General features: G+C 61.1%; 23 protein-coding genes and 1 tRNA gene. 7 read left to right on the top strand and 17 right to left on the bottom strand.

The window, feature by feature from the left end; translation table 11 throughout:
• Position 1: 1 nt before the first annotated feature.
• The 6 genes from iorA to K349_RS0111060 all read right to left on the bottom strand — a co-directional run bounded on the left by iorA (position 2) and on the right by K349_RS0111060 (position 5,661).
• Positions 2 to 1,855, bottom strand: coding sequence for an indolepyruvate ferredoxin oxidoreductase subunit alpha (iorA, locus tag K349_RS0111095; RefSeq protein ID WP_029165853.1), 1,854 nt, complete (start codon positions 1,853 to 1,855; stop codon positions 2 to 4).
• Positions 1,856 to 1,867: 12 nt separating this feature from the next.
• Positions 1,868 to 2,293, bottom strand: a complete 426-nt coding sequence (locus K349_RS0111090; RefSeq protein ID WP_029165852.1) for an acyl-CoA thioesterase — start codon at positions 2,291 to 2,293, stop codon at positions 1,868 to 1,870.
• A 692-nt stretch (positions 2,294 to 2,985) separates the two neighbouring features.
• Entirely contained in the window at positions 2,986 to 3,444 is a 459-nt protein-coding gene (locus K349_RS0111080; protein WP_034265687.1) for an MOSC domain-containing protein, read from the bottom strand.
• Complete coding sequence (gene nifU / locus K349_RS0111075; RefSeq protein WP_029165850.1) at positions 3,444 to 3,821, bottom strand: Fe-S cluster assembly scaffold protein NifU; 378 nt, start codon at positions 3,819 to 3,821, stop codon at positions 3,444 to 3,446. The genes K349_RS0111080 and nifU overlap by 1 nt, the downstream gene beginning before the upstream one ends.
• 24 nt (positions 3,822 to 3,845) lie before the next feature.
• Positions 3,846 to 5,015 (bottom strand): cysteine desulfurase NifS, encoded by a 1,170-nt coding sequence (nifS, locus tag K349_RS0111070; RefSeq protein ID WP_029165849.1) that lies wholly within the window; start codon positions 5,013 to 5,015, stop codon positions 3,846 to 3,848.
• A gap of 229 nt (positions 5,016 to 5,244) precedes the next feature.
• Complete coding sequence (locus K349_RS0111060) at positions 5,245 to 5,661, bottom strand: CoA-binding protein (protein WP_029165848.1); 417 nt, start codon at positions 5,659 to 5,661, stop codon at positions 5,245 to 5,247.
• A 243-nt stretch (positions 5,662 to 5,904) separates the two neighbouring features.
• Between K349_RS0111060 and K349_RS0111055 the strand changes: the two genes are divergently transcribed.
• Positions 5,905 to 5,990 (top strand) — tRNA-Ser (locus tag K349_RS0111055).
• A gap of 250 nt (positions 5,991 to 6,240) precedes the next feature.
• On the opposite strand, the gene K349_RS0111050 is transcribed toward K349_RS0111055, so the two are convergent.
• From K349_RS0111050 to K349_RS0111040, 3 genes are all read right to left on the bottom strand, one after another.
• Positions 6,241 to 7,422, bottom strand: a complete 1,182-nt coding sequence (locus K349_RS0111050; RefSeq protein ID WP_157367381.1) for a hypothetical protein — start codon at positions 7,420 to 7,422, stop codon at positions 6,241 to 6,243.
• 106 nt (positions 7,423 to 7,528) lie between these two features.
• Positions 7,529 to 8,719 carry a nucleotidyl cyclase domain-containing protein gene (locus tag K349_RS0111045; RefSeq protein ID WP_029165846.1) on the bottom strand — a complete coding sequence of 397 codons (1,191 nt, stop codon included), beginning with the start codon at positions 8,717 to 8,719 and terminating at the stop codon, positions 7,529 to 7,531.
• Positions 8,720 to 8,910: 191 nt separating this feature from the next.
• Positions 8,911 to 9,384, bottom strand: coding sequence for a ferritin-like domain-containing protein (locus K349_RS0111040; protein ID WP_029165845.1), 474 nt, complete (start codon positions 9,382 to 9,384; stop codon positions 8,911 to 8,913).
• 721 nt (positions 9,385 to 10,105) lie between these two features.
• Between K349_RS0111040 and K349_RS0111035 the strand changes: the two genes are divergently transcribed.
• On the top strand, positions 10,106 to 12,511 hold the full coding sequence (locus tag K349_RS0111035; protein ID WP_169731348.1) for a sensor histidine kinase: 2,406 nt from the start codon (positions 10,106 to 10,108) through the stop codon (positions 12,509 to 12,511).
• On the top strand, positions 12,508 to 13,635 hold the full coding sequence (locus tag K349_RS0111030) for a hybrid sensor histidine kinase/response regulator (RefSeq protein ID WP_029165843.1): 1,128 nt from the start codon (positions 12,508 to 12,510) through the stop codon (positions 13,633 to 13,635). Before K349_RS0111035 ends, K349_RS0111030 begins: the two co-directional genes overlap by 4 nt.
• A gap of 89 nt (positions 13,636 to 13,724) precedes the next feature.
• Here the strand turns inward: K349_RS0111030 and K349_RS18140 are convergent, their stop codons facing one another.
• From K349_RS18140 to K349_RS0110995, 7 genes are all read right to left on the bottom strand, one after another.
• Positions 13,725 to 14,240: a hypothetical protein gene (locus K349_RS18140; protein ID WP_029165842.1), complete on the bottom strand. Its 516-nt coding sequence runs from the start codon at positions 14,238 to 14,240 to the stop codon at positions 13,725 to 13,727.
• 11 nt (positions 14,241 to 14,251) lie between these two features.
• Complete coding sequence (locus tag K349_RS0111020) at positions 14,252 to 14,893, bottom strand: L-fuculose-phosphate aldolase (protein WP_029165841.1); 642 nt, start codon at positions 14,891 to 14,893, stop codon at positions 14,252 to 14,254.
• Between the two features lie 163 nt (positions 14,894 to 15,056).
• Complete coding sequence (locus K349_RS0111015) at positions 15,057 to 15,431, bottom strand: TMEM14 family protein (RefSeq protein WP_029165840.1); 375 nt, start codon at positions 15,429 to 15,431, stop codon at positions 15,057 to 15,059.
• Positions 15,432 to 15,496: 65 nt separating this feature from the next.
• Positions 15,497 to 15,691 carry a hypothetical protein gene (locus K349_RS0111010; RefSeq protein ID WP_029165839.1) on the bottom strand — a complete coding sequence of 65 codons (195 nt, stop codon included), beginning with the start codon at positions 15,689 to 15,691 and terminating at the stop codon, positions 15,497 to 15,499.
• A complete protein-coding gene (locus tag K349_RS0111005; protein WP_245588045.1) occupies positions 15,688 to 16,170 on the bottom strand; it encodes a peroxiredoxin in 483 nt (160 codons plus the stop codon). Before K349_RS0111005 ends, K349_RS0111010 begins: the two co-directional genes overlap by 4 nt.
• A 37-nt stretch (positions 16,171 to 16,207) precedes the next feature.
• Entirely contained in the window at positions 16,208 to 17,071 is an 864-nt protein-coding gene (locus tag K349_RS0111000; RefSeq protein ID WP_029165837.1) for a thiamine pyrophosphate-dependent enzyme, read from the bottom strand.
• A gap of 5 nt (positions 17,072 to 17,076) precedes the next feature.
• Positions 17,077 to 18,825, bottom strand: a complete 1,749-nt coding sequence (locus K349_RS0110995) for a 2-oxoacid:acceptor oxidoreductase subunit alpha (protein WP_029165836.1) — start codon at positions 18,823 to 18,825, stop codon at positions 17,077 to 17,079.
• A gap of 221 nt (positions 18,826 to 19,046) precedes the next feature.
• Here K349_RS0110995 and K349_RS0110985 point away from each other — a divergent pair, with 221 nt between their 5' ends.
• From K349_RS0110985 to K349_RS0110970, 4 genes are all read left to right on the top strand, one after another.
• Entirely contained in the window at positions 19,047 to 19,562 is a 516-nt protein-coding gene (locus K349_RS0110985) for a nitrophenyl compound nitroreductase subunit ArsF family protein (protein ID WP_029165835.1), read from the top strand.
• Positions 19,559 to 20,251 (top strand): aromatic aminobenezylarsenical efflux permease ArsG family transporter, encoded by a 693-nt coding sequence (locus tag K349_RS0110980; RefSeq protein ID WP_029165834.1) that lies wholly within the window; start codon positions 19,559 to 19,561, stop codon positions 20,249 to 20,251. The genes K349_RS0110985 and K349_RS0110980 overlap by 4 nt, the downstream gene beginning before the upstream one ends.
• A 213-nt stretch (positions 20,252 to 20,464) precedes the next feature.
• A complete protein-coding gene (locus K349_RS0110975; protein WP_034265685.1) occupies positions 20,465 to 21,169 on the top strand; it encodes a DUF554 domain-containing protein in 705 nt (234 codons plus the stop codon).
• A gap of 110 nt (positions 21,170 to 21,279) precedes the next feature.
• Entirely contained in the window at positions 21,280 to 21,444 is a 165-nt protein-coding gene (locus tag K349_RS0110970; RefSeq protein WP_029165832.1) for a TFIIB-type zinc ribbon-containing protein, read from the top strand.
• Between the two features lie 311 nt (positions 21,445 to 21,755).
• Here K349_RS0110970 and K349_RS0110965 read toward each other — a convergent pair whose 3' ends face one another.
• Complete coding sequence (locus K349_RS0110965; protein WP_211240373.1) at positions 21,756 to 23,381, bottom strand: carbon starvation CstA family protein; 1,626 nt, start codon at positions 23,379 to 23,381, stop codon at positions 21,756 to 21,758.
• Between the last annotated feature and the right edge of the window lie 142 nt (positions 23,382 to 23,523).

The raw sequence follows: 23,523 nt of genomic DNA, 5'->3' as shown, positions 1-23,523 counted from the left end.
GCTACTCCTCCTCCCGAATCGGAACGATGGCCCCGTGAGGGCAGACCTCACGGCAGACACCGCAGGCGACGCAGAAGCGGTCGTCCACGAAGGCCTTCTTTTTCTCCTCGTCGAAGCGCAGGGCGGGGCAGTTGAAGAAGTTGATGCAGAAACGGCAGCCCACGCACTTCTCCTGATCGACGCGGACGGGAATCCTCGCCTGTTCGCACCGAAGGAGCATGCAGGGGTGCCGGAAGAGCACCACCGCGGGTTCTTTCTCCCGTCGGGCGTGCTCCCAGGCCTCCTTCACCACGTCGATTCCCGCCGGAATGTCGTAGGCCTCGACGGTGCGCACAAAGGAGACGCCGCAGCCGCGCACCACGCCGACGATATCCACGGCTCGCCCGGAATCTCCCTTGCGGAGCTTCTCGCCCACCGCCGGGTTGGGTTGCCCACCCGTCATGGCGGTGATGCTGTTGTCCAGAATGGCCAGCACGAAGGCGTGGCGGTTGTAGACGGCGTTCACCAGACCAGGGATACCCATGTGGAAGAAGGTAGAATCGCCGATGGTGGCCACGATGGGCTGCTCCTTGCCGTCCACCCGGTAGGCCAGGTGGAATCCCGAAGGCTGCGTCACCGACGCGCCCATGCAGATCGCCGAATCCACCGTTTTCTGGTTCACCCCAAGGGTGTAACAGCCGATGTCCGAGGGATAGATTCCGTTCGGAACGGCCTTCCGGATGGCGAAAAAGCTCGCCCGATGAGGGCAGCCGGGGCAAAGCATGGGCGGACGGGGTTTCACCTGCAGTTCCTCCAGCGCCGCCTTCAGCGAAGGATCCGTCTCTTCCGGAAGCGGCTCCCCCAGCGCCCTCGCCACGATTCCGGCGATCACCTCGGGAAGCAGCTCACCCTCCCGCGGAACCGCTCCGTTCCAGCGCCCGAGCACTTTCGTCCGGTCCCGGAGCTGTTCCTCGATGACAGGATAGGTCTCCTCAAGAAGCAGCACCTTCTCGTGGCGGGCCAGAAAACTCTCCACCCGGCGCACCGGGAGCGGCACGGGCGTGCCGATCTTGAGAAGCGCCACATCCGTCCTTCCCCAGGCGGCGAGGAGGTCCGAGACGATGGCGAAGCTCACTCCCGAGGCGACGATGCCCAGCTTCGCCTTCTCCTTCGTCGGGACCTCGTAGGTGAAGGCATCGAAGGACATCTCGAATTCCTCCCGGATCGCGTCGTTCTTGGCATTGAGCTGGGGATGGTTCAGGCGGACGTGGGCGGGAAGACAGACCCACCGGCGGATGTCCTTCGTGAATTTGGCGGGGCGCTCCGGTGCGGCGATCTCCCGAAGTTCCACATCCTGCCTCGCGTGGTCCACCCGCCCCGTGGGACGGAGCATGACCGGCATGTGATACTTCTCGGAGAGGTCATAGGCAACGGCCACCATGTCCCGGGCCTCCTCCGCCGTGGCGGGATCGAAGCAGGGAATCTTGGCGAAATGGGCGAAGGCCCGGCTGTCCTGTTCGGTCTGGGAACTGTGAGGGCCGGGATCGTCCGCGACGACCACCAGAAAGCCGCCGGCCAGCTCGAAATAGGCCACGCTCATCAGCGCATCCGCCGCCACGTTGAGCCCCACCTGTTTCATGACGGCACAGCTTCTCTTTCCCGCAAAGGCCGCCGCAGCAGCCACCTCGAAAGCGACCTTCTCGTTAACCGCCCACTCCACGGCTGTCTTCGTTCCGAGTTCGTCGGCAAACCGGGCAATGGCCGGAAGAATCTCCGACGAAGGCGTTCCCGGATAGGCCGAGGCCACCTCGCACCCTGCCTCGACGACCCCCCTGGCGATGGCCTCGTTCCCCAACAAGATCTCCCGTTTGCGCACCCCTACCACCCCTCATCCATTGGATTTGGAATCCGACACGCTCTCCAGCCATTCGGAAAACGGCTGAGGGCGCCGGAGGAGCTTTCCCTGTCTGTCGCAAAAGGCATGCTTCGTCCACCCTTCGGCGAGGAGGCGCCCGTCTTCGGCGCGCTCCACCCGATACGCAAAGGTAACGCTGTGATCTCGCACATCCTCGATCCATGTGCGGAGAAGCACCTCTTCGTCGTAGCGCGCGGACTGCTTGTACCGGCAGTGGGATTCCACGCAGGGAAGAAACACCCCGCGGGCCTCCCACTCGGGATAGGGCGACCCCTGGTCCCGACAGAAGGCGGAGCGCCCCACCTCGAACCAGGTGAAATAGTTGCCGTAATAGACGACGCCCATGGCGTCCGTTTCGGCGTAACGAACCCGAAGAGAGGTCGTTCCCTCGACACGCATGACCCCAACCACCTCCGCAGGAAATCCGCAGACCACGCCGGGAAAAAGTCGCAAAAAGGCCCGAAACGGAACGTACGGAAAAGAGCCCTCTACGGTTCCCCTACCTTGACCTCGCTGTTCATTAATCATACACCTTGCGAAGGATCCTGCTGTTTTCCTTCACCTGAAAACAGCGGAAACGGAACAGAGAGGCGCGAAAAACCCCACCGGACCCTCCGGAAGAATCCGGCTGGTCCGGTGGGGTGTGAAACAATCTTTCCCGTCGCACCTCTGTCCCATCTCATGCAACGGAACTGCCACGGAAAGTTCGCCTGGGAACGGTCACTCTTCCAACGGTCACTCTTCCGTGGAAGAAAAGCGTTCCTGCCGTGGAAAAAGAGGGATTTCCCCCGAAACAGTCCGCCCCGGACGGGCAAAATATCCGAGCCTCGCCTCGGCCGCATCCCCTTCTTTCGGGTTTCCGGCGGACGAAGAAGCCAGGAGAAAGGCCACCTTACCTACAGCTAAACGCTCATGGCTCCTGTTTCAGACGGACAAAAAATCTGGATGCAAGGGACATGCCATCGCAATGCGGCTTCTTGTTCCAGACAGGAGAGAAACGGAGAAACAGGGCTGACGCAGATATCGCAGTACAGGGTGCGGCTCCTTGTTCCAAGGACAGGCAAGAGAGCAACCGCGCCCATGGGGCAACCTTACGTTTTCGGCGACGCCACTTCCGCGGCCTCGAAAGCGACCTCGTCACCGCGCCGCACCGTTCCTCCCTTGAGCACTCGACAGAAAATGCCCTTCCTGGGCATAATGCAATCCCCCGTGGTGTGGTAGATCGCACAACGGGTATGACATTCCTTGCCGATCTGCGTCACTTCGAGCAGGGCCTCTCCCACGCGAAAACGATGACCGATCTCGAGGAGCCCGAGGTCGAATCCCTCGACGGTGAGGTTCTCGGCGAAACTTCCGGGATGGAGTTCCGGAAGTTTCGCCTGCATTTCCCGGATGTCCTCCATGTTCAGAAGGCTCACCTGACGATGAGCGAAGCCCGCGTGGGCGTCCCCTTCGATGCCGATTTCGGGAACGAGAAGACCAACCCCGACGTCTTCCTTGGGAACGCCCTTCGACGCGGCGATGCAGACGGCGACGACCCGCCCGGACATCAGGCGCGCTCCGCCATGCGAGACCGGTAATCCTCCACGGCGGCCCGGATCCCCTCCTCAGCGAGGAGGGAGCAGTGGATCTTCTCCGCCGGAAGCCCTCCGAGGGCATCGAGCACATCTTTGTTCGTCACTTTGAGCGCCTCGTCGAGGGTCTTCCCCTTGATCATCTCCGTGGCGATGGAGCTGCTGGCGATGGCAGCGGCACATCCGAAGGTCTCGAAGCGCACGTCCGCGATGCGGTCATCCTCGACCTTGATAGAAATCTTCATCACATCGCCGCACTTGGCGTTCCCCACCTCGCCGATCCCGTCGGCATGGTCGAGACTCCCCACGTTGCGGGGATTCAAAAAGTAGTCGCGTACCGTTTCCGTGTACATGAAAATTCCTCCTTGCCCTTCCGGTTATTTCCTGCCGAAGGGAGACATGGCGCGCAAGGTCTCCACGACGGGAGGCAGCGCATCCAGAACATAGTCGATGTCGGCCTCGGTGGTGTCCTTGCCCAGGGAGAGGCGGAGCGATCCGTGGGCGGTCACGTGGGAGAGCCCCATGGCGAGCAGCACATGGCTCGGATCGAGACTGCCCGACGTACAGGCAGAACCGCTGCTGGCCCCGATTCCCACGGCGTCGAGCCGGAGAAGCATGGCCTCTCCTTCGATATGCTCGATGCAGACGCTGGCGTGAAAGGGCAAGCGCTTCGTCCGGTGCCCCGTGAGCAACACTGCGTCTATCCTCGCCTGAATTCCGTCGATGAGTTTGTCCCGGAGAAACCGCTCCTTCTCGTCGTCACCGTTCTCGAAACGGTCGAGGGCGAGCAGCGCCGCCTCTCCGAAACCGACGATTCCCGCGGTGTTTTCCGTTCCGGAACGAAGGCCGAACTCCTGACCTCCTCCGTGCACAAGAGGCGGAATCCGCACTCCCCTGCGCACGTACAGCGCCCCGACGCCCTTGGGGCCGTACATTTTGTGCGCCGAAAGGGTGAGCATGTCCACCGGAAGGGTACGCACATCTATGGGGACATGCCCCGCCGCCTGCACCGCGTCGGTATGAAAGAGAATTCCCCGCTCCCGACAGATCGCACCCAGTTCCGCGATGGGTTGCACTGTCCCCACCTCGTTGTTCGCGTACATGACGGTGGCAAAAATCGTGTCCTCCCGGAGGCTATTCCTGAAGGTCTCGGGAGAGACCATTCCCTGGGCATCCACGGGGAGAATCGTCACGTCGAAACCATTTTCCCCGAGCCATTTGACCGTATCGAGCACGGCATGGTGCTCGATGGCGGAGGTGATCACATGTTTTCCCCTTGCCTTGAGCGCAAAAGCCGCACCCTTGATGGCCAGGTTGTCCGCCTCGCTGCCGCCGCCGGTAAAGATGATTTCCCTCGGCTCGGCACCGAGAAGAGAGGCGACACGTTCCCTCGCCCCGTTCACATGTTCCCGAACACGCCTCCCCCAGGCGTGGATGCTGTTAGGATTGCCGAAGTCCACCTTGAAAAAGGGCATCATGGCCTCCAGAACCCGATCATCCACGGGGGTCGTGGCCGAATGATCCAGATACACCCTGCGCTGCTCCATTCCGCTCCCCCCAATTCCACAAGAAAGTTAGGAGATCCTAATTCAAGAAGTATCCTACCTCTTTTCCGCTCTGTCGTCAACGGGAAAGAGAGACGTTTCCTTTCGCTGAAACATCTGCACACATGACGAGAGCTTCGCCCGAGCGGAAGGACGGCGAAAAAGGATCCTTTCGGGAATGTCCCGGAGGAAACGCCGCGGACAAAAGACCGGCTTTCCTGGGAAAACGCTCCTAGGACATGCAACGTGCCTTGGAGACAGCCATGAGGCATTCCCCACTCACCACGTCGTAGTCTTGGGCGCGGAGATTCCGCTCCGCCTCGGCGTTTTCCGCGCCGGGCTGCATCCATACCACGGGCTTGAAAGGAAGGCGGACGAGCGCGGCGAGGACATCCTCCTGCTGCTCCGCCGAGACGAAGAGAGCCACCACGTCCACGGGTCGAGGGACATCCTCCAGAGAGCCCACACAGGGCACACCATGGATGTCGCGTCCTGCGTAGGCGGGATTCACGGGAAAGAGGGAAAAGCCTTTTCCCTTCAGGTATTCCATGACACCGTTCACGGGGCGTTCGGGCTTCGGCGACGCACCGACCACGGCGACCCGCGAGGGAGCACAGACGAAACGCCGAATGATTTCCTCTCTGGTCATGTCGCACCTCCTCAAGGGCTTTTTCGAAACGAACAGTGCCGGAACACCGTGCAGCAAACGCTGGGGACTTTTTCGCCGGGAACGGTACTCTATCGCCTCGTCGGAACGACGGGACACACCCGCCCTTTCCGTAAAGAACAACGCGGACTCCGGCGGAGCGGAACCGCAAGGAATGTCCTTGCAGGAGCTCCCGAAACACAGTGGCGAAAAGACGTACTTTGGTCTAGAATGTGGACCGTGCGCGGAGGACTGGCCGAGCGGTCGAAGGCGGCTGACTTGAAATCAGTTGAGCGCAAGCTCCGGGGGTTCGAATCCCTCGTCCTCCGCCAGAAAACAATCCCACTAGGTTTCAGGCAATCCCAAATCGCTTACAATTTCTGAAAGCTCCAAGAAAATAATTCCCGTGAAACCCCTATCAACTCACTCCAACCCGCGCCGAAATCGTATATAAAACCGTGCATACCGATTCCGGAGACCGTATAGACCCCAGGGGAGGGAAAACCATTGGCACAAGCCCCGTCGCACCTCTGAACCGCACGCGCTCGTACCGTTTTCCACACCGCCCGCCGTGTGAGAACCTCAGGCACTCCCTTCAAGAGGAGGAATCAGGATACCTACCAACGACTCCGCCATGTCGATCCACCTCTGCATCTGTTTCGCCTGGATCAGATTCACCATGGTGAATCGACTGTCCTCCATACTGCCGCAGGCATCTTCACGAAGCGCCTCTTCGAACTCCTCCGGTCCAAAACGCAACACCAGGTCCTCCTTGGGGGGGAAGGTCGGCCCCTTGACCCGGCAGGTCAACGCTCCCTGTCCGTCATTCCGGGCGTACCGGGTGACGTCGAAGACCACGTTTCCCAAGGCTCCCGTGTTTTCGTCGAAGCGCTCTCTTCTGCCGTACCCTTCCGCCTTGAGCACGTCGTGGCTGTCGAGCACGAACGACTCGGACAGACGCTGTATTCTGTGAAAATGTTTGATGAACACCCGCAGGCGCTGCACGAGGCCCTGCGCCGCCTCTTTCTTTTTGTCGGAGAGATCCTCCGCAGCATCCGAGAGCAAAGGGCGCCAAATGGAATAGCCGAGTGTTCCCTCGTCGTCACCGGACCAGTCGCTCATGCCCATGAGCGTTCCCGCCGAGGCGAGCATGATCGGACGGTACCATCGGTCCCCGTGGACCGTCATGAGCGTGGGAGCGATGCCCCGTTTCCTCAGGGAGAGAACTCCCCGTTCGCCCGGTTCCAGAGGAATTCCGATCCCCCAGGGTTCTCCGTGGTCCTTGAAGAAACGGCCGAGTGCGGCCAACTCACTCTCCCTCTGGGCGAAACAGGGGCGTAGGACACCCGGTGCATCTCCGGAGGCGAAGCAGGCCAGCCAGAGAGCCCTGCGTTTTTCCTCCGAAAGGACACGGAGTTCCGATTCCCGCATCACGTTTTTCGGCTCGTGCACGAGCGACAAAAAAAAACGGAACAGCTTCCAGAGCTGCGAACGAATCTGCCCCTGTTCCAGGACCTGCTCCATGAGCGCATGCACGGCGCCGCGAAGCACATCGGGGGGGTAGGTCTGCGTCTTGCCCTTGGCGATCTTGATCCGCAACTCCTTGGCGCTCTCCATCCACGAGAGCCTCGTGGCTTTTTTCTTTCCCGTATCGAGGTTTTCGATCATCAAATGAGGCCCCCTGGAACCGATGCTCAGGCTCAGGGCCAGATGCTCATCCACTCGTACGTAGGCAAGGAGCTGATTCGACTCGAACACGCTCACGAACGTTCCTCCATCTGTTTTCGAGATAGCGATCCGGATTTCCCGACCGGACACGCCCCTTCCTCCATGAAACCGCCCGGGGACAAAACGCCGTTTCGCCCCCTTCTCAGGACGTTCCCTGGGTGCGTTTTTTCAACTCTTGAAAGGGGCAGAGCGACTGCTGCAACATGCCCACCAGGCTGTGCGTCTGCAGCGGCTCCGCGCCCCGGTAGAAGTAAAGCCCGACGAGCAGCTCGCAGGCAATGGTCTTACCCATCCTCGACTGCGCGGCAAGGACATTCTGAAAAAGTTCGCCCAGCCTCACCGCGAGAATCTGCGCACCTCCCAAGGGCGTCTCGGGAAGCATGAGAAGAATGGACCGGTCGTCCAGAAAAAAGCCGATGTCGCACCCGCGCACGTTTTCCCGCACATTTTTCGCAAACTCCTCCATCACGAGTTTTTCCTCCATCTCGCTCACGCCGGGGGCACAGTTCACCTTGAACAGCACCGCCGAGAGCCACCGCTTGTAGCGTGCATCCCGGGAGAGTTCTTCCATGCCCCGGATGGCGAGGTATGCCTCGTTGTAGAGACCGGTTCGCTCGTCGCGGAGGGGACGTCGGCGTCGATCCTCGACGGGAGCCGGTTCCGGAGCTGTTCGAGGCGGCACGAGGAAAAAGAGGAGCACCTCCTCTTCAGGGAAAAAGACCTGCTCGATCTCCCAGGGAAGGTCATTCAGGGTGACCTCCGCTTTATCCAGCGGAAGAAGCCGCTCTACTCTCTGGGAAAGCAGGTCCTGCTCACCCAAGGAGGGGAAAAGTTCCGCGAAGGCGGGCGAGACACTCTGGACAGCACCGCTTTTATCCGTCGCCAGGACGGGAAGAGGCGTGCGTTCGACAAGGGTTTGCCAGGTCATCCCCGGGGAGGATCGGGCATGCCATCCACTCCCGCCGGTTGCGGAAGAAACCTCTCCGATCCCTTCGGGTCGAGACACCACATCGTACAGGGAAAGGAGAAGTGCGACGAGAACTGACGCGACACCCGCCCATGTCACAAGGGCCGGAACACCCCAGGCCAGGGAGAGAAACGCCACGAGAAGCCCCTGGCAAAAGAGTTGAAGCTCCTGGAGGCGCGTTCGCCTTCCGCCGAGGCGCAGACATCCGTAAGCGATACTCCCGATGAGATACGCGAGGAGAAAGAGTCCCCACAGCGGAGCGGGAAGAGACACCTTCGCCTCGGCGTTTCGGAGCACGCCGAGAAACAAGAGCAGCGGAAAGGAAACAAAAGGAGGGAGCAGCACATAATCGCCGAACCGGTTCACCACGGGACCTCTTTTCGGATTCCGCGGCCTCGCCGAAACGCCACGTGCGTCACCTCCTCAGGAATCTTCGCCGCACTCGCACGTCATCGTACACCCGATTTTCCGCGAGAGGCATCGCAACACCATACGCGGAAAAAGGGTGTCGCGGCGTGCGGCACCGCGGCACCCTTGTCCCGAACATTTTCCGCCAGCTAGAACATCAGCGGTCCTTCAATCTCTCCCCGGAGAGCATTGTACCTCACGAGAGCCTTGTCCATGTGGCTCCGCTCCATGGCCGCCAGATCCGTGAAGAGCTTTTTCGCCTCGCCTTCGGCGTGGCGCTCCATTTCCTCGTACAGCTCCGCGGCCCGCATCTCCGAGAGATACGCCGTGGAGGCGATGCGCAACAGGGAGTAGAAATCCTTGAATTCGTCCGCCTGCACCCGAAGAGCGGGGTCCACCGCGAGGGATGGGTCGATGGAAGGTTCTTCGCCGAAGAGGCGGAGATAATAGGCCGTCAGCGACTTCCGGTGCTCGTCTTCCCACTCCGTGAGTTCCTCCAGCTCGCTCCGCAAATGACCGGCCTTAGTGTTTTCCGCCCATTTTCCGTAGAACTCGCTCGCCTGAATTTCCGCGTGAATGGCATATCGAAGTGCACCTTTCATGTCGAACACTTTCTGACCCATCTTTGAGAACCTCCTTTCGGGACTGTTCTGCGTTTCCGATTATAGGCATTGCGAATCCCTCTTTGCAAGGGCAGTCTCGTTGGAACTGTCTGAAGAATTCTTTCTTCGAAATTTCCTGCCCTTCCGACGCTCCGAGACTGATGAAACGCTCTTTCCAGCCGGAACATGCCAGGAATGTGTGTCCATGTCGCCGGTCCCTCCGACACGAAACCTTTGTTTCCGCACAACGCTCTTCTGACGCTCTGGAGAAATCTCTCCCGTCGCCCGGAAATGAGCCGTCACCCCGGCATGATCCTGTCAATCGGTCACAAAAAGGGATTTTCAGAACAAACTGTCAAACGGCATCAGAAATCGACCCGTCAACGACATGAAGAAACGGCCCACTCCAGCCGCAAACGAACATGAACCGGACGAGACGTCCACGTCCTTCGTCAAACAAACTTGTCCTCCTGTGCGCCACATCCTCGTGCCTGCTTCATACGGTGTTTTTCCGCAGCGCAACGCGGACACCTCTTCGCACGGGCGGAATGCGGCACACTTCGCGTCGAGGGCGTGCTTGCACGAGCCGTCCGTGTCATTTTCATCCGCTCCCCTCCTTGCAGCGGCATTCCCAAAAAAGACCGGGACGTCTCCGCATGTGCGCTTTCAGAGGACGGTATAGGTTACAATGAAAACGGAATATCAAGAGTTCGCCATCCTTTCCACGGTTTGGAGGTGTCTCATGTCCGACCTGTCTCGGGAGAAATCCCTTTTTTCTCTCGCTTTTTTCGAAAACCCCCTGGCCATGGCGATTCTCCGGGGGGACCGAATTTTTTCCGCGAACAGCGCGTTCGCATCCCTCGCAGGTTATTCCAGGCACGAACAGTGCTCGGGCGAGTCCGCTCCGTTGCTCCTGCCCCAAATCACGCCTTTCCTCACGCCCAAAGCAACAGAAAAAAAGGGGCAAAACATCGATTTCGACACGCTCTTTTTCCCAGGCTATTTGCATCGACAGGGTGGAGAACGCCTGGCAGTGAGTTTTTCCGTGACCGCGCTTCCGCCCCGTCACTCCGACGGAGCGGGGACGACGCTTCTCCTCCTCCGCAACAACACGGCGTGCTCCGGAAGGGCGTCCTTCTCGGACCCGTCCATGGCAACACTCTTCCGGTCCATCGTCGACGAGGCGGACACATTCATCCTTCGCTGGCTGGCGGATGGAACCATCCTCTTCGCCAACGCTTCCTACTGTGCGTATCGAGGACTGTCTCCCAAGGACATCGTGGGGCAGTCCGTCTTCGAGTTCGTCCCGCCCCACGAACGAGAGAACCTTCGGTGGATCACCACGAGTCTCTCTCCGGAGCGCCCGACCTTCACCAGGGAGATCTGGGCGTACCACCAGGGGAAAAAGCGCTGGCAGGAGTGGACGCAGAAGGGGATTTTCAATGCCTCCGGACACTGCATGGAAATCCAGGAGATCGGCCTGGACATCACGGACAGGGTTCGCGCCAAGCACGAACTCGAACAGCTCTCCCGAGACCTGGAGGAAAAGATCACCGAGCGCACGGTGGAACTCGCGAATCTCAACCGGGCGCTTCTCGCCGAAATCGGCGAACGCGAGGAGATCCAGCAGCGCCTCGAGCGCGAACAGCATACACTTGCCTTCATTCTCGACAACACGCCCAACGGCGTGGCGTTCTTCGACGGCAGAATCATCTCCTACGTGAACAGGGAATTCACGGCCCTCACGGGATATTCGCTGCAGCACTTAGGCTCCGTTCGGGAGTGGTGCCGCTGTTTCCGCCCCGCGGATGAAGAGAACTCCCTGTGCGAACAATTCTGGGAGGGATACCTCAGCGACCCGGCACCCTATCCGGTGGTCCTCTCCATACGCTGCCGAAATGGGGAAATACGGGACATCGAATTCCGGGCATCGCTTTCTTCGGCGGACGCGCTCCGTGTGATCATGCTCGAGGACGTGACGGAGCGCAAGCGCAACGAACGTCATATCGCAAAAGCGCTGAAATACCAGCAGGAACTCACGGACACCCTCACCTCCGTCCTGGAGAATGCCCCCTACGGTATCGTCGTCACCGACGGCAGGGAGATCATCCTGGTGAACCCAGAGTTCACTCTCATGACAGGCTACACGAGGCAGGACCTGCCCAATAGAAACGCCTGGTTCGCCGCACTGCACCCCGTCACGGAAGAAGAGGAGGTTCCCTCCGCCGACTATGACTATTGGGAGGTCACAAACGCCGAACCCGAGAGCGTCATCGCTCCCATCCTCTGCAAGAGCGGCGAGTGGAAAATAGCCGAATTCCGGAGATCCCGCTCGCTGGAAAACGGCTCCTTCGTCATCATCGTCTCGGACATCACGGAACGACAACGTTTCGCCGAGGAGCTGGAAAAGGCGCTGCAACGGGAGAAAGAGCTGAACGAACTCAAAAACACCTTCATCTCCATGGTCTCCCACGAATTCCGCACGCCCATGAGTACGATTCTCTCCGCCGCGACGATCCTCGACCGTCACGGCGAATCGCTGAAGAAACCACAGATCGAACGCTACGTAGAGAGCATTCATCAGGGAATCTTCCAGATGGAACATCTTCTGGGAAACATTATCGAGGCGGGACGGGTCGAATCGACGAATCTCACCTGTCTGCCCAGGTCTGTGGAGCTGCGGCCGCTCCTCGCCACCGTCGTCGCCGACGTGGAGGCCGTGCTCAAACAGAAAGGGCGCATCGAGACGACCTGCGAAGAAGATCCGGAGCACTCCTTCATCGTCGATGTGGACCTTCTTCGCCCCATTCTGACGAACCTGCTCTCCAACGCCGTCAAATATTCCCCCGAGACGACGAAGGTCTTCTGCGGGATCCGCAGGCAAGGAGAGGCGCTTCGCCTGGACGTCAGGGATTCGGGCATCGGCATTCCGCAGGAGGACCTCGGAAGGCTCTTTCATGTCTTCAACCGGGGACGCAATGTAGGAACCGTCCGCGGCACGGGGCTCGGACTGGCCATCGTGAAACGCTGCGTCAGCGCCCACGGAGGAACCATTTCCATCGACAGCGTCGTGAACGAAGGGACCGTCGTGACCGTGCTTCTGCCCGCTGGCGGCTCCTCCACAAAGGGGGGAGAGGGAACGCCATGAAAAACAGGATTCTTCTCATCGAGGACGAAGGTGAGTTGCTCGCGAACGTGGGGGATCTGCTGGAACTCGAGGGATACACGGTCCTCAAGGCCGCCTCCGGGGAAGAAGGCATTCAGCTCGCCGAGGCGACTCTTCCCGACCTGATCGTCTGCGACATTCTCATGCCCGGCGTGGACGGATACGGTGTCCTGAAGACCCTTCGGAACAGCCCCGCCACGGCGGACATTCCTTTCATCTTCCTCACCGCAAGGACAAGGGCGGCGGATGTCCGCAACGGTATGGAACGAGGAGCCGACGACTACGTCACAAAACCCTTTTCGGGGGAGACCCTTCTCCGGGCCGTTTCGGCGCGGCTCGCACGACAGGCACTCCAGGAAAGCGCCACGGCAGCCCGATATGAGGAACTGCGGGGCAATCTCTCCATGGCGCTTCCCCACGAACTCTTCACGCCCCTTACCATCCTGCGCGCCAACGCGGAGCACCTCCGGAACGAGTGGGAACGCATGGACCAAGGGCAGAGAAACGAACATCTGGACGCTATCCTGCGCGCTTCGGACCGCCTCTGCCGGATCACGAAGAACAACCTTCTCTACGCGAGACTGGAGATCGCCCACAAGGACGCGACGTACCGCCGTCGATTCCTTCAGGGAGAGACGCTCTCCTTCCGGCAGAGTCTTTCCGGCGTGGCGGACCGTACCGCCGCAGAACACGAGCGTACCTCCGACCTGTCCCTCCGGATCGACGCGGACGCAACGCTTCCCATCGTGGACGAGCATTTTCGCAAAATCGCGGAGGAACTCCTCTCCAACGCCTTCAAATTCTCTTCTCCGGGAACGGCGGTGACCGTCAGGGCAACCGTCGGGGAAGGGGTGTTCCGCCTCTCCGTCCACGATGAGGGAAGCGGCATGACATCCTCCCAGGTAGAGCGCATCGGCGCCTACGTGCAATTCAACCGACAGTTTCTGGAACAGCAGGGGACCGGACTGGGGCTGGTCCTCGCCAAGCGCCTTGCGGAGCTGCACCGAGGCACCTTCAGCGTGGAGAGTGCACCCGACGAGGGAACCACGGTCACGGTGGTGCTGCCGCTGAAGCGGCGACGCCCCCGGGCCGGCACTCCTTCCTGAGAAGCACGCCCCTCCATATGCTGAAATGCCGCCCCGCCAACCAAACGGAGGGGTGTCGCCCCTCGGTCGGCCCTAAAAAAGAACGACACTCACCAAAGCCGGAAGGAAGCGAGCGCCCGGAGCCATCCGTAGAAGATGTCGATCCGCGACGGAACGAGAGCGAAGACCGCGAAGGAACCCATGGGGATCACCGAGCGAAGGACGCGGAAAATGCTGAGTCCCGGATCCTTTCTGGCGATGACGCCCAGCGCCCCCTCGCAGAGGAGGAACCCCGAGGCGTAGTAGACCCAGCGCGTCGCGCCGGGCTGCTGTGCATACTCCAAGACCTTGAGGACCGAGAAGGCGGACCAGGCGCTCTGGATGTAGATCTCCAGAACCAGGAGCAATCCGCTTCCGAGAAGCAGAGGCAGGCGTTCCACCGAAAAACCGCTCTTTCCCGCCGCCACGCTCACGCCCTCGGCAAGGGGCTTCCGCGGCTGCGTGGACGCCTCGGGGGCGAGAAAAGCCTGGCAGCGCTCCACGAGAGAGACGACGCCTCTGAGATAGAGCACCGGAAAAGCCACCGCCGCGAGGCCGAGGGTAAGAAGGAACGTGAGGAAATGCACGGTTTTCCCTCCTACTGCTGCCCGTAGGCGGCGAACTTGGCGAGGACCGGCTCCATCTCCCCGTCGGAGAGGACCTTGGGTTCGCCGACACAGCGCGTCCGGTAGTACACCTGGGCGACGAACTCGATCTCCTCCGCGGTGGCGAAGGCTCTGGACAACGTGGGACCGACGGCGAGAAGGCCGTGGTTTCCCAGGAGCACCGCGTTCCCCTCTCCAAGGGCCGATGCGGCACTCCGGGCCAGTTCGTCCGTACCAAAGAGCACGTAGGGGATACAGGGCACGCGCTTGCCGGCGAACCCCACCAGATAGTGCACTGGGGGGATCTCCCAGCCGAGGCAGGCGAGCACCGTGGCGAAGGGAGAATGGGTGTGGACCACTCCGCCCGCGTCGGACCGGACCCGATAGGCCTCGAGATGCATGGCCCATTCGGAGGAAGGTTTCCGCCTCCCCTCCACCACCTCGCCGGAAGGCGAGAGCACCGCCACATCCTCTTCCGCGATCTCCCCGTAGTCCATGCCGCTGGGCGAAATGGCCACCATACCCGTCTCCGGAGAGCGGCAACTCAAATTCCCTCCGGTTCCCGCGGTAAGCCCCGCGGCGACGAGCTTCCTTCCGTAACGGACCACGGCGGCCCGTTCCTGCGCCAGAAGCATTGCCGCACCATCCTTTCCTGCACTCCCACATTCCTGTCGCTTCGGGCCGAACCGTCTCCCGACCCCGAAAAGAACCGCCCCGGAAGAACGGAGGAAAACCGTTCCGGAGCGGTGCTGCCCTGCGCGACGCGGAAATTCCACCGGCCTTCCGTTTCCCGTTCCGTCAGGGAATGGGAACGTCCTTGCGAAGCGTGCCGAAGATGTTGCACTTGGCATCCACCGTGAGGATATCGCCGGATTTCAGCCCCGGTAGGTTCACCGTGAAGATCTCCTGTTCTGTGTCCGTCTGCCTGCTCGGTTTCCCCTGGGCCAGTTCCGCACCACCCTTGAGAATTCGAATCTCGTCGATGTAGTGTTTTTCCACGTCCTTGACGCTGTGCTCGATGGTCACGATAAGTGTGGCTGTTCCGGCATCATAGGCAACGGTGATGTTCTTGGGAGGATGGGCCTGCGCGACCGCCCCCCACAAAAAGAGCGCCGCGAGGAGCACTCCCGAGAAGAGAGAAACGACGTACCGTTTCCGTTCCTCCTGTCGCATGAATTCCGCCTCCTTTCCGGATAGAGCCTGTGCTCCGCCTGAAAACTCCGCAAGCGGGCCGACCCTCAAAGCAGATATCCCCAGAGAACCAGAAATGCGTGCATCGTCGCCACCACAAGGGCGCTGACGCCGAGTGCCCTGTGCAGCGGAAAGAGCTTCCACCTTCGCACCCGGCGCTGCAGAAGGCCCGTCGCCACCGTCAGCGCGAGCAGCACGTAGGCGGCAATGCCGAGAGGCACGATCCAGGCGAAGGGATTCACACGTCAGCCCCCGAACCCTGCGCTCCATCAAGGGCGGCGAGGACCTTTTCGGCATGCCCGAGGGCTTTCACGTTGTTCCAGACGCGCACGACCTTCCCCTCGGGATCCAGCAAAAAGGTGGTTCGCACGACGCCGAGGGAACGCTTTCCATAAAGAACCTTTTCCCGCCATACACCATAGGTTTCGAGCATGGTCCGGCCGGGATCGCTGAGCAGACGGACCCGGAGGGCATGCTTGCCGCGAAAGGCCTCGTGGCTGGCGCAGGAATCGGGGCTGATTCCCAGCACCACCGCATTCCTCCGGGCAAACTCCTCTTCGAGGGCGGAAAATTCCAGCGCCTCCAGGGTGCATCCCTTGGTGTCATCCTTGGGATAGCAATAGAGCACCACCCAGGAACCGGCAAGGGAGCCGAGGGTCACGATCTTTCCCGGCGCCTCTTCGAGGGCAAACTCCGGGGCCTGCATTCCCACCTCGATCACAATCCCCACCTCCTTCCGTCGTCCGGCACCTTCCGGCTCAGGCGTACTGTTGCCGGATGAAGGCTTCCAGATCCCTCATGTCCCGGCGGCGCCGATACAGAGGAAGACGCTGCTCCTTGTAGGGAGCCAGATGCTCCTCGAAGACGGGGCGTTCTCGCCGATAGAGAAGGCCGAGAGGCATCTTTTCCGCCTCGAAGGCCTTTCGCAGTGCCGCCTCCCGGTCCTCGGGATCGTGGGATCCGTCGAGATAATAGGTATGCTCCTTGTACCACTTGAACGTATTGATTTTGTTGAAGGAGACGCAGGGCTGAAAAATGTCCACCAGGGCATATCCCTTGTGGAGAATGGCTTGCTTCATGATCTCCTTCGTCTGTTCCACGTCGCCGGAGAAGGCCCTCGCCACGAAGGAGGCACCGAGGCAGATCGCGAGCGCCACGGGATTGATGGGTTCGCTGAAGACTCCCTCCGGCGAGGTGGGTGTTTTCATGCCCACGAAGCTCGTGGGGGACGCCTGTCCCTTGGTCAGTCCGTAGACGCCGTTGTTGTGGACGAAGTTCTTGACGTTCGGATTGCGGCGGACGGTGTGGAGGAAATGATTCCCCCCCTCGCCGTACATGTCGCCGTCGCCGCCCACGGCGAGAACCAGCATGTCCGGGTTCGCCATCTTCATGGCGGTGGCGCAGGAAAGAGCCCGCCCGTGAAGACCGTTGAAGCAGTGGCACTTCATGTAGTGCGGCAGCTTCGCCGCCTGGCCGATGCCCGAGGCGACGACCACCTGGTTGGGGGCGATGTCCAGTTCCGCCAGAGCCTTTTTAAGCGCCTCCAGAATCTGGAAATCGCCGCATCCGGGACACCAGGAGAGATCCGCGTGGTCCATGTCGAAGATCCGAGGGTCTTGCACGGAGGTCACCTCCCCACCGTCTTGTCGAGCACGTCCGCGAGGCCGCGGCGGACCTCCTCCACGGAGAACTGCAGCCCCTTCCACGTCCGCACCGACGCGTCCGCACGACGCCCCGTCTCGCACCGCAGAAGCGTGGCGAGCTGTCCCGTGGCGTTTCCCTCCACGACGAAAACGTACTTCGCCCGGGCGAGCAGTGCTTCCGTCTCGGGCGCGACGGGCCACACCTGGGCGAAATGGAGCACCGCCGTGTCCGCCCTCCCCAGGGATGCCACAGCCTCCTCCACGATGGGGCGGGTGGAGCCCCAGCAGATCACGAGGATGTCCGCATCCTCCGGGCCGATGCGCGTCGGAGGCAGAGCCTCGCGGCGGAGTCCCTCGAACTTTCGGAGTCGGCGGGCGTTCATGCGGGTACGGAGGTCGAAGTCCTCATACACGTGGGCCTCTTCGTCATGCTCGTGGCTGTCCGCACCGACCAGCCCCGTTCCGAAGCCGGGAACACTCCGGGGCGACACGCCGTCGGGAGATTCTTCGTAGCGGCGGTACTCCGGCCCCGCTTCGACGAGACACCGGTCGGGAGCGGCGTCAGGAAGGTCCGGCAGGGGAATGTCGTAGGATGTGTTGGTGAAATACTGGTCGGTGAGCACGATGGCGGGCGTCTGGTAGCGGGCGGCGAGTTCGAAGGCCCTCCGGGTGACGAAGAAGGCCTCTTCGAGGGTCCCCGGAGCGAAGAGGATCCGCGGGAACTCCCCGTGCCCGGAATAAAGGGCCAGCTCGAGGTCGGCCTGCTCCGTCCGGGTGGCCATTCCCGTGGCGGGGCCGGGGCGCTGCGCCAGGTGGACCACCACGGGGGTCTCCATGATCCCCGCCAGGCTCAATCCCTCGGACATGAGGGCAAACCCGCCTCCCGAGGTCGTGCAGAGAGGAAGAGCACCCATGTAGGACGCACCCACCGCCATGTTCATGGCGGCGATCTCGTCCTCTACCTGTTCCACCGCCACGCCGAACCGATCCGCGTTCTTCACCAGGAACGTGAGCACTCCCGTGGCGGGGGACATGGGATAGCCCGTACAGAAATCGCAGCCCCCTGCAAGCGCTCCCAGAGCAACCGCCTCGGACCCGTCGAGGACGATCCGCTCCCCCTGGGACGACGCATGCGCGAGGGAGATGCGGAGCACACCCTTGCGGAGGAGTTCCTCCCCCAGGGCGAATCCCTTCTCCGCCACGGCGAGGTTTCCCTGCACCACATCGGGGCTCTTCGCACCGAAGCGCTCCGCGAAATAGGTCTCCAGAGCGGCGAAGGGCATCCCGAAGATCGCGGCAAGACACGCCGCGGCGGCCACGTTGGCGTAGACCCTGTTTCCGCCCTCCCGGGCCGCCCGAAGAAACGGAACGGGGACAAAACGCTCGCCGAGAGAGGCAAACTCGTCGCCCAGCTCCTCGGGATCCCCGAGAACGAGGGTTTCTTCGTCGATGCGGTTCCGGACGTTTGGACGGATGCCGCCGTTCAGAGCGACGAGAACGTCGATGCGGTCCACGAGGCCGCGCACGGGAACGCTTCCGAGACGGATTTCCGTGGAATTGCTTCCGCCCCTCACACGGGACATGTACTCGCTGCTCGCGAAGACGTGATATCCCGCTGCCTTGGCGAGCCGCACCATAAGATGTTCCACCGTCTGCACACCCTGTCCCGCGGCGCCGCAGAGAACAAGGGAAATGTCGCCGGTACCCCTTCGAGGAACGTCCACGAGCCTCATCCCTCCTCGTTTCCCAAAGTCCTTCGGAATCGCTGTACGACAGCCCTCCGAAGCCCACGATTTCATTGGTTTCAGTGTAGCACATGGCGAAGTGCGAGCCTAGCGTGACCGTTCTTCCGCTCTCCGCCTTCCGGCGGATTTTTCTCTCTTCCATTGCAAAGAAAGCTCTTCTCGACTATACTTGAGACACAAAAATCGATGTACCTTTAGGGGGTATTCAAATGCGCTTGTGGCGCTTTCGGCTCAAAACCACTCTCGGCGCAGGCCTGCTTCTCTTCGGAATAATCAGTCTGCTCGCCGCAGGGATGGATGTGGCACGGGATATCCGGGCAATGAACGACGTCGTTCCCATTGAAGCGACTCCCTGCGCAGCCTCTCCCGAGCGCGGCAACCGTCTCTTCGTCTACGTGCTGCACGGCAACGCTCACTGCCCCACCTGCGAGGAAATCAAGCGTCTCGCTCTCGAGGTCGTGACCAGCGACTACGCCTCCCGCCTCGGAAAGGGAGAACTGCTCTTCCGGGACGTCAACGTGGAGGAGCGGGAAAACGGCTGCTTCATCGAGACGTTCCAGATCTTCACCACCTCCCTCGTGCTCGCCCGGTACGACGCCTCGGGAGCCCTCACGGAGTGGAAGAATCTCTCCGATGTGTGGGAACTGGCCTCCAACCCCGCCGCATTCCGGACCTATCTGCAGGACGAACTCGACACCATGCTCCGACGGGGGAACGGTTCATGACATCGACGTCCTTTCTTCTCGCCCTGGGAGGCGCTCTGTGGTTGGGCATTCTCACCTCGATCAGCCCCTGCCCGCTGGCGACGAACGTGGCCGCCGTGGCCTATCTCGTACAAGGGGACATGGGGCGCACGAGACGGGACATGTTCATCTCCGGCGCGGCCTACGTGGCGGGAAGAACTCTCGTAACGATTCTTCTCGGCGTTGTGGTCGTCACGGGTATTCTGTCCTTGCCAGGCCTTTCCGCGCTGCTCCAGCGCTCCATGAACAAACTCGCGGGACCGCTCCTGCTCATCGTCGGTGTGTTTCTTCTCGACCTCGTCCCGCTTTCGTTTCCCTGGTCCGGCAAAACAGAATCCCTCCGTTTTTCCAGAAACGCGGGAGGCGCCTTTCTGCTGGGAGTTCTCTTTGGCCTGGCCCTCTGCCCCGTGGCAGCGGCGCTTTTTTTCGGAACCCTCGTCCCTCTGGCGGTGGAACATTCCTCACCGTTTCTCCTGCCTCTCTTCTACGGCGTCGGCACGGGGCTTCCCGTCATCGCCGCAGCAGCCTTGCTCGGCAAGGGTATGCACTCCGCCGCAACACTTCTCCTCACCTTTTCCTCGGTGGAAAAACTCTCCAGGCTCGTCACAGGAGGCATTTTCCTCCTCCTCGGCACCTATCTCATCTTCCGCCACGTCTTCCTCCTTCTCTGATTCTTTCTCCGACAAAGCGGAGGGAGATTTTTTCCTTCCGGGATCTTCAGCTCTTCTCCAAAAGGGATATTCCGGGCTATACTTGTCGGCGTCGCCAGGTCTCGTTCGCAGCGCTTCCACGTGCTTCCCAGCCAGAGGAAAACCCTCCACGAGGCACTCTCCAGGGCAAGAGACGAGGGCGCGCCATCCATTCACTCCGGGGAGGATTTCTTCATGACCGCATTTCTGGAACACATTCCCGCCTTGGGAAGCTTCACGAACGCCATCGCCGTCCTTCTCGGCGGGATTCTCGGCCTTTCGGCCCATTCAAAACTTCCCGAACGCTTCAGCACCATCACTTTTCAGGCCATCGGGCTCTTCACGCTCTTTCTCGGCATCCACATGGCCACCAAAACACAGAACTTCCTCATTCTCATCTTCAGCATCGTGGGCGGCTCCCTTGTGGGCGAACTCTGTGACCTGGACGGAGCGCTCCGCCGTCTCGCCGAGAAAGTGAAGCGCCGCATCGGCTCCAAAGACGACAAGTTCGTCGAGGGATTCGTCACCACGTCGCTCCTCTTCTGCACGGGCTCCATGGCGATTCTCGGCGCCATCGAAGAAGGGCTCGGCGGATTTCCGAACCTCCTCATGGCCAAATCCCTGCTGGACGGCATCGCCTCCATCGCCCTCGCCGCCTCTCTCGGAGCGGGCGTCCTCCTGGCGAGCGTGCCCCTCTTCCTCTATCAGGGAGCGCTCACGCTCTTCGCAGGCGCACTCCAGTCAACCCTCTCGGAACCCCTCATCAACGAGGTGAGCGCCGTGGGAGGCCTGCTGTTGCTCGGACTCGGCATCTCCATTCTGGAGATCAAGGCGATCCGGGTGGTAAACATGCTCCCCTCGCTTCTCCTCGCCCTGCTTCTCGGCCTGCTTTTTCTCTGATCGCAGGCGCTTCGCAGCGCATCGAGAAACGGGGGCTTTTCTTTGCCTCCCGGGAAAGCTATAATTTTCGCGGAAAGATGATTCTGTGATGCGGGGAGGTGACGTGCGGTATGCGGACGTTCCGGTGTATTTCCTGCGGCCACCAGTTCGACGTGGAGGACAAAAAGCCGACGGGACTCAAATGTCCCAAATGCCTGAGCCGTTTTGTGGAACTCGTGTCGGGAACGCCTCTCAAGGGAAAGCAGTGGGGAAGCAAATCCTACAGTGTCAAATAGGAAGTCTTCCTCCACATACCGCCGAATCCGAACGGCAGCGCGAAAAGAGCGACACGAAGAGCAACACATCGAAGACACAGTGGCCGAAGGAGCATGAAGCAGGGGAGCCTTGAGGCTCCCCTGCTTCATGCTCCTTCGGCCACTGTCTTTCCTCCGACGCAAAACGCCGGGCTCCCGACGGAGTTCCGCCGTTACACCCCGTACAATCCCGTCTCTCCGCCAGAGTGCTTCCGGGCGCATCCCCGGAGCGGGGGACGAGGATCACAGCCCCTCGCCCTCCGCTCCGGAACATGTTCTCTTCGGAAAAACCGCTACTTTTCGGGCCCCTTCTGCAGGGCGCCGAACCCCTCCCTCGCCATCAGGAGCGCGAGAATGACCAGCAGGACCGAAATGCCCGCCAGCAGATGGTTCGCCAGGTTCGCCTTGATGAGGAGCACCAGCGCCGCCATGGTGGTGACGAACATGAAGAGCATGGGCACCATGACGAATCCGTTGGGCTTCTTCAGTCCCCGCTTCAGCCACACGCCGATGGCGAGCAGGGCGAGGGCCGCCACGAGCTGGTTGGACGCGCCGAAGACGGGCCAGATGAGCTGCCACGCCGCCTTGCCCCCGGTCTTGTAGAACACGAGGAAAAGCGCCGCACCGACACCGATGGCGGTGGCGGTGTACCTGTCGAGCTTCATGTCCGTGAACTCCTGCAACTGGTACCGGGCAAGACGCGTCGCCGTGTCAAGCGAGGTGAGGATGAAGGAGTTCAGAGCCAGAAGCCCCAGGGAGGCACCGATCCTGGGATCGATCCCCACAAGGGAGGCGAACTGGCCGAGCCCCTTCCCGTAGGTCATGTTGGGGCCGCCTTCGAGGATCTTGCCCGCCATCATGACCGTGCCGATAGCGATGACCGCCACGATGCCCTCGATGAGCATGGCGCCGTATCCCACGAGCACCGCGTCCTTCTCACGCCGGATCTGCTTCGCCGTGGTACCGCTGCCCACAAGGGAATGGAATCCCGAGATGGCGCCGCAGGCCACAGTGATGAAGAGAATGGGCCAGAGGAAGTCCCCCTTGGCCGAGGTGAACCCCGTGAACGCCGGGAAGGAGGAGACGTCGAACTGCTTCCCGAAGATCATGCCGATGGCGCCGATGGCGACGGAGAAGTAGAGCAGGTAGGACGCCAGGTAGTCCCGGGGCTGGAGCAGGAGCCACACCGGCAGGACCGAGGCGGCGAAGATGTACACAGTAAGGACCACCCGCCACAGGTTGACTAGGGATGCCTTGCCCTCGGGCGTGGAGAGATCCCTGCCGAAGGCGAAGAACTGGGGCACCCATTCGACGCTGTCCGCGTAGAAGACAGCCCCGATGACGATGGGGACCATGACGAGGGTGCTGATGAAGAGGGAGAGCCCCATTCGGTAGATGAGTACGCCGAAAATGAGGGCCATGAAGATGTAGAGCGTTCCGGAAAAGGCCACGGCGGGATCCGCGGCGAAAGTCTGGGCAGCAAGTTCCATGAAGACCGCCACAACGAGGACGAGGGCCAGCCACGTGAAGGTGAGGAAGAGCTTCTTTCCTCTGTGACCGATCCACCGTTCCACCACTTCGCCCACGGAGAGTCCCTTGTGCCGGATGGAGGCGACGAGGGCTCCCATGTCATGCACACCGCCGATGAAGGCGGAACCGACGAGGCACCAGATGTAGGCGGGGAGCCATCCGAACATGGCCGCCGCCGTGATGGGACCAACGATGGGCCCCGCTCCGGCGATGGATGCGAAGTGGTGTCCCAGAAGAACCGCCGGATGGGCGGGAACGTAGTCCACACCGTCGAAATAGACCTCTGCGGGCGTTTTGTTGTCGTCGTTCAAATTGAAGACGTTGGTCAGAAATTTGCCGTACACCACATAGGCGATGATGAAAAATACCGTAGCACCGATGAACATCATGGACAGCAAGATCTTTCACCCCCTAAAACTATGAAAACGAATCCAATGTACAGTACACACTGCGTTTTCCCCAATCCTGCCTCTTTGAATCAGTTCCACTTCAACCTCTGCGCACGCATCACCTCCAGACGATCACATCCGC

It is taken from the genome of Aminiphilus circumscriptus DSM 16581, assembly GCF_000526375.1.
Taxonomy (GTDB): domain Bacteria; phylum Synergistota; class Synergistia; order Synergistales; family Aminiphilaceae; genus Aminiphilus; species Aminiphilus circumscriptus.
This window is presented reverse-complemented; position numbering and strand designations above follow the sequence as displayed.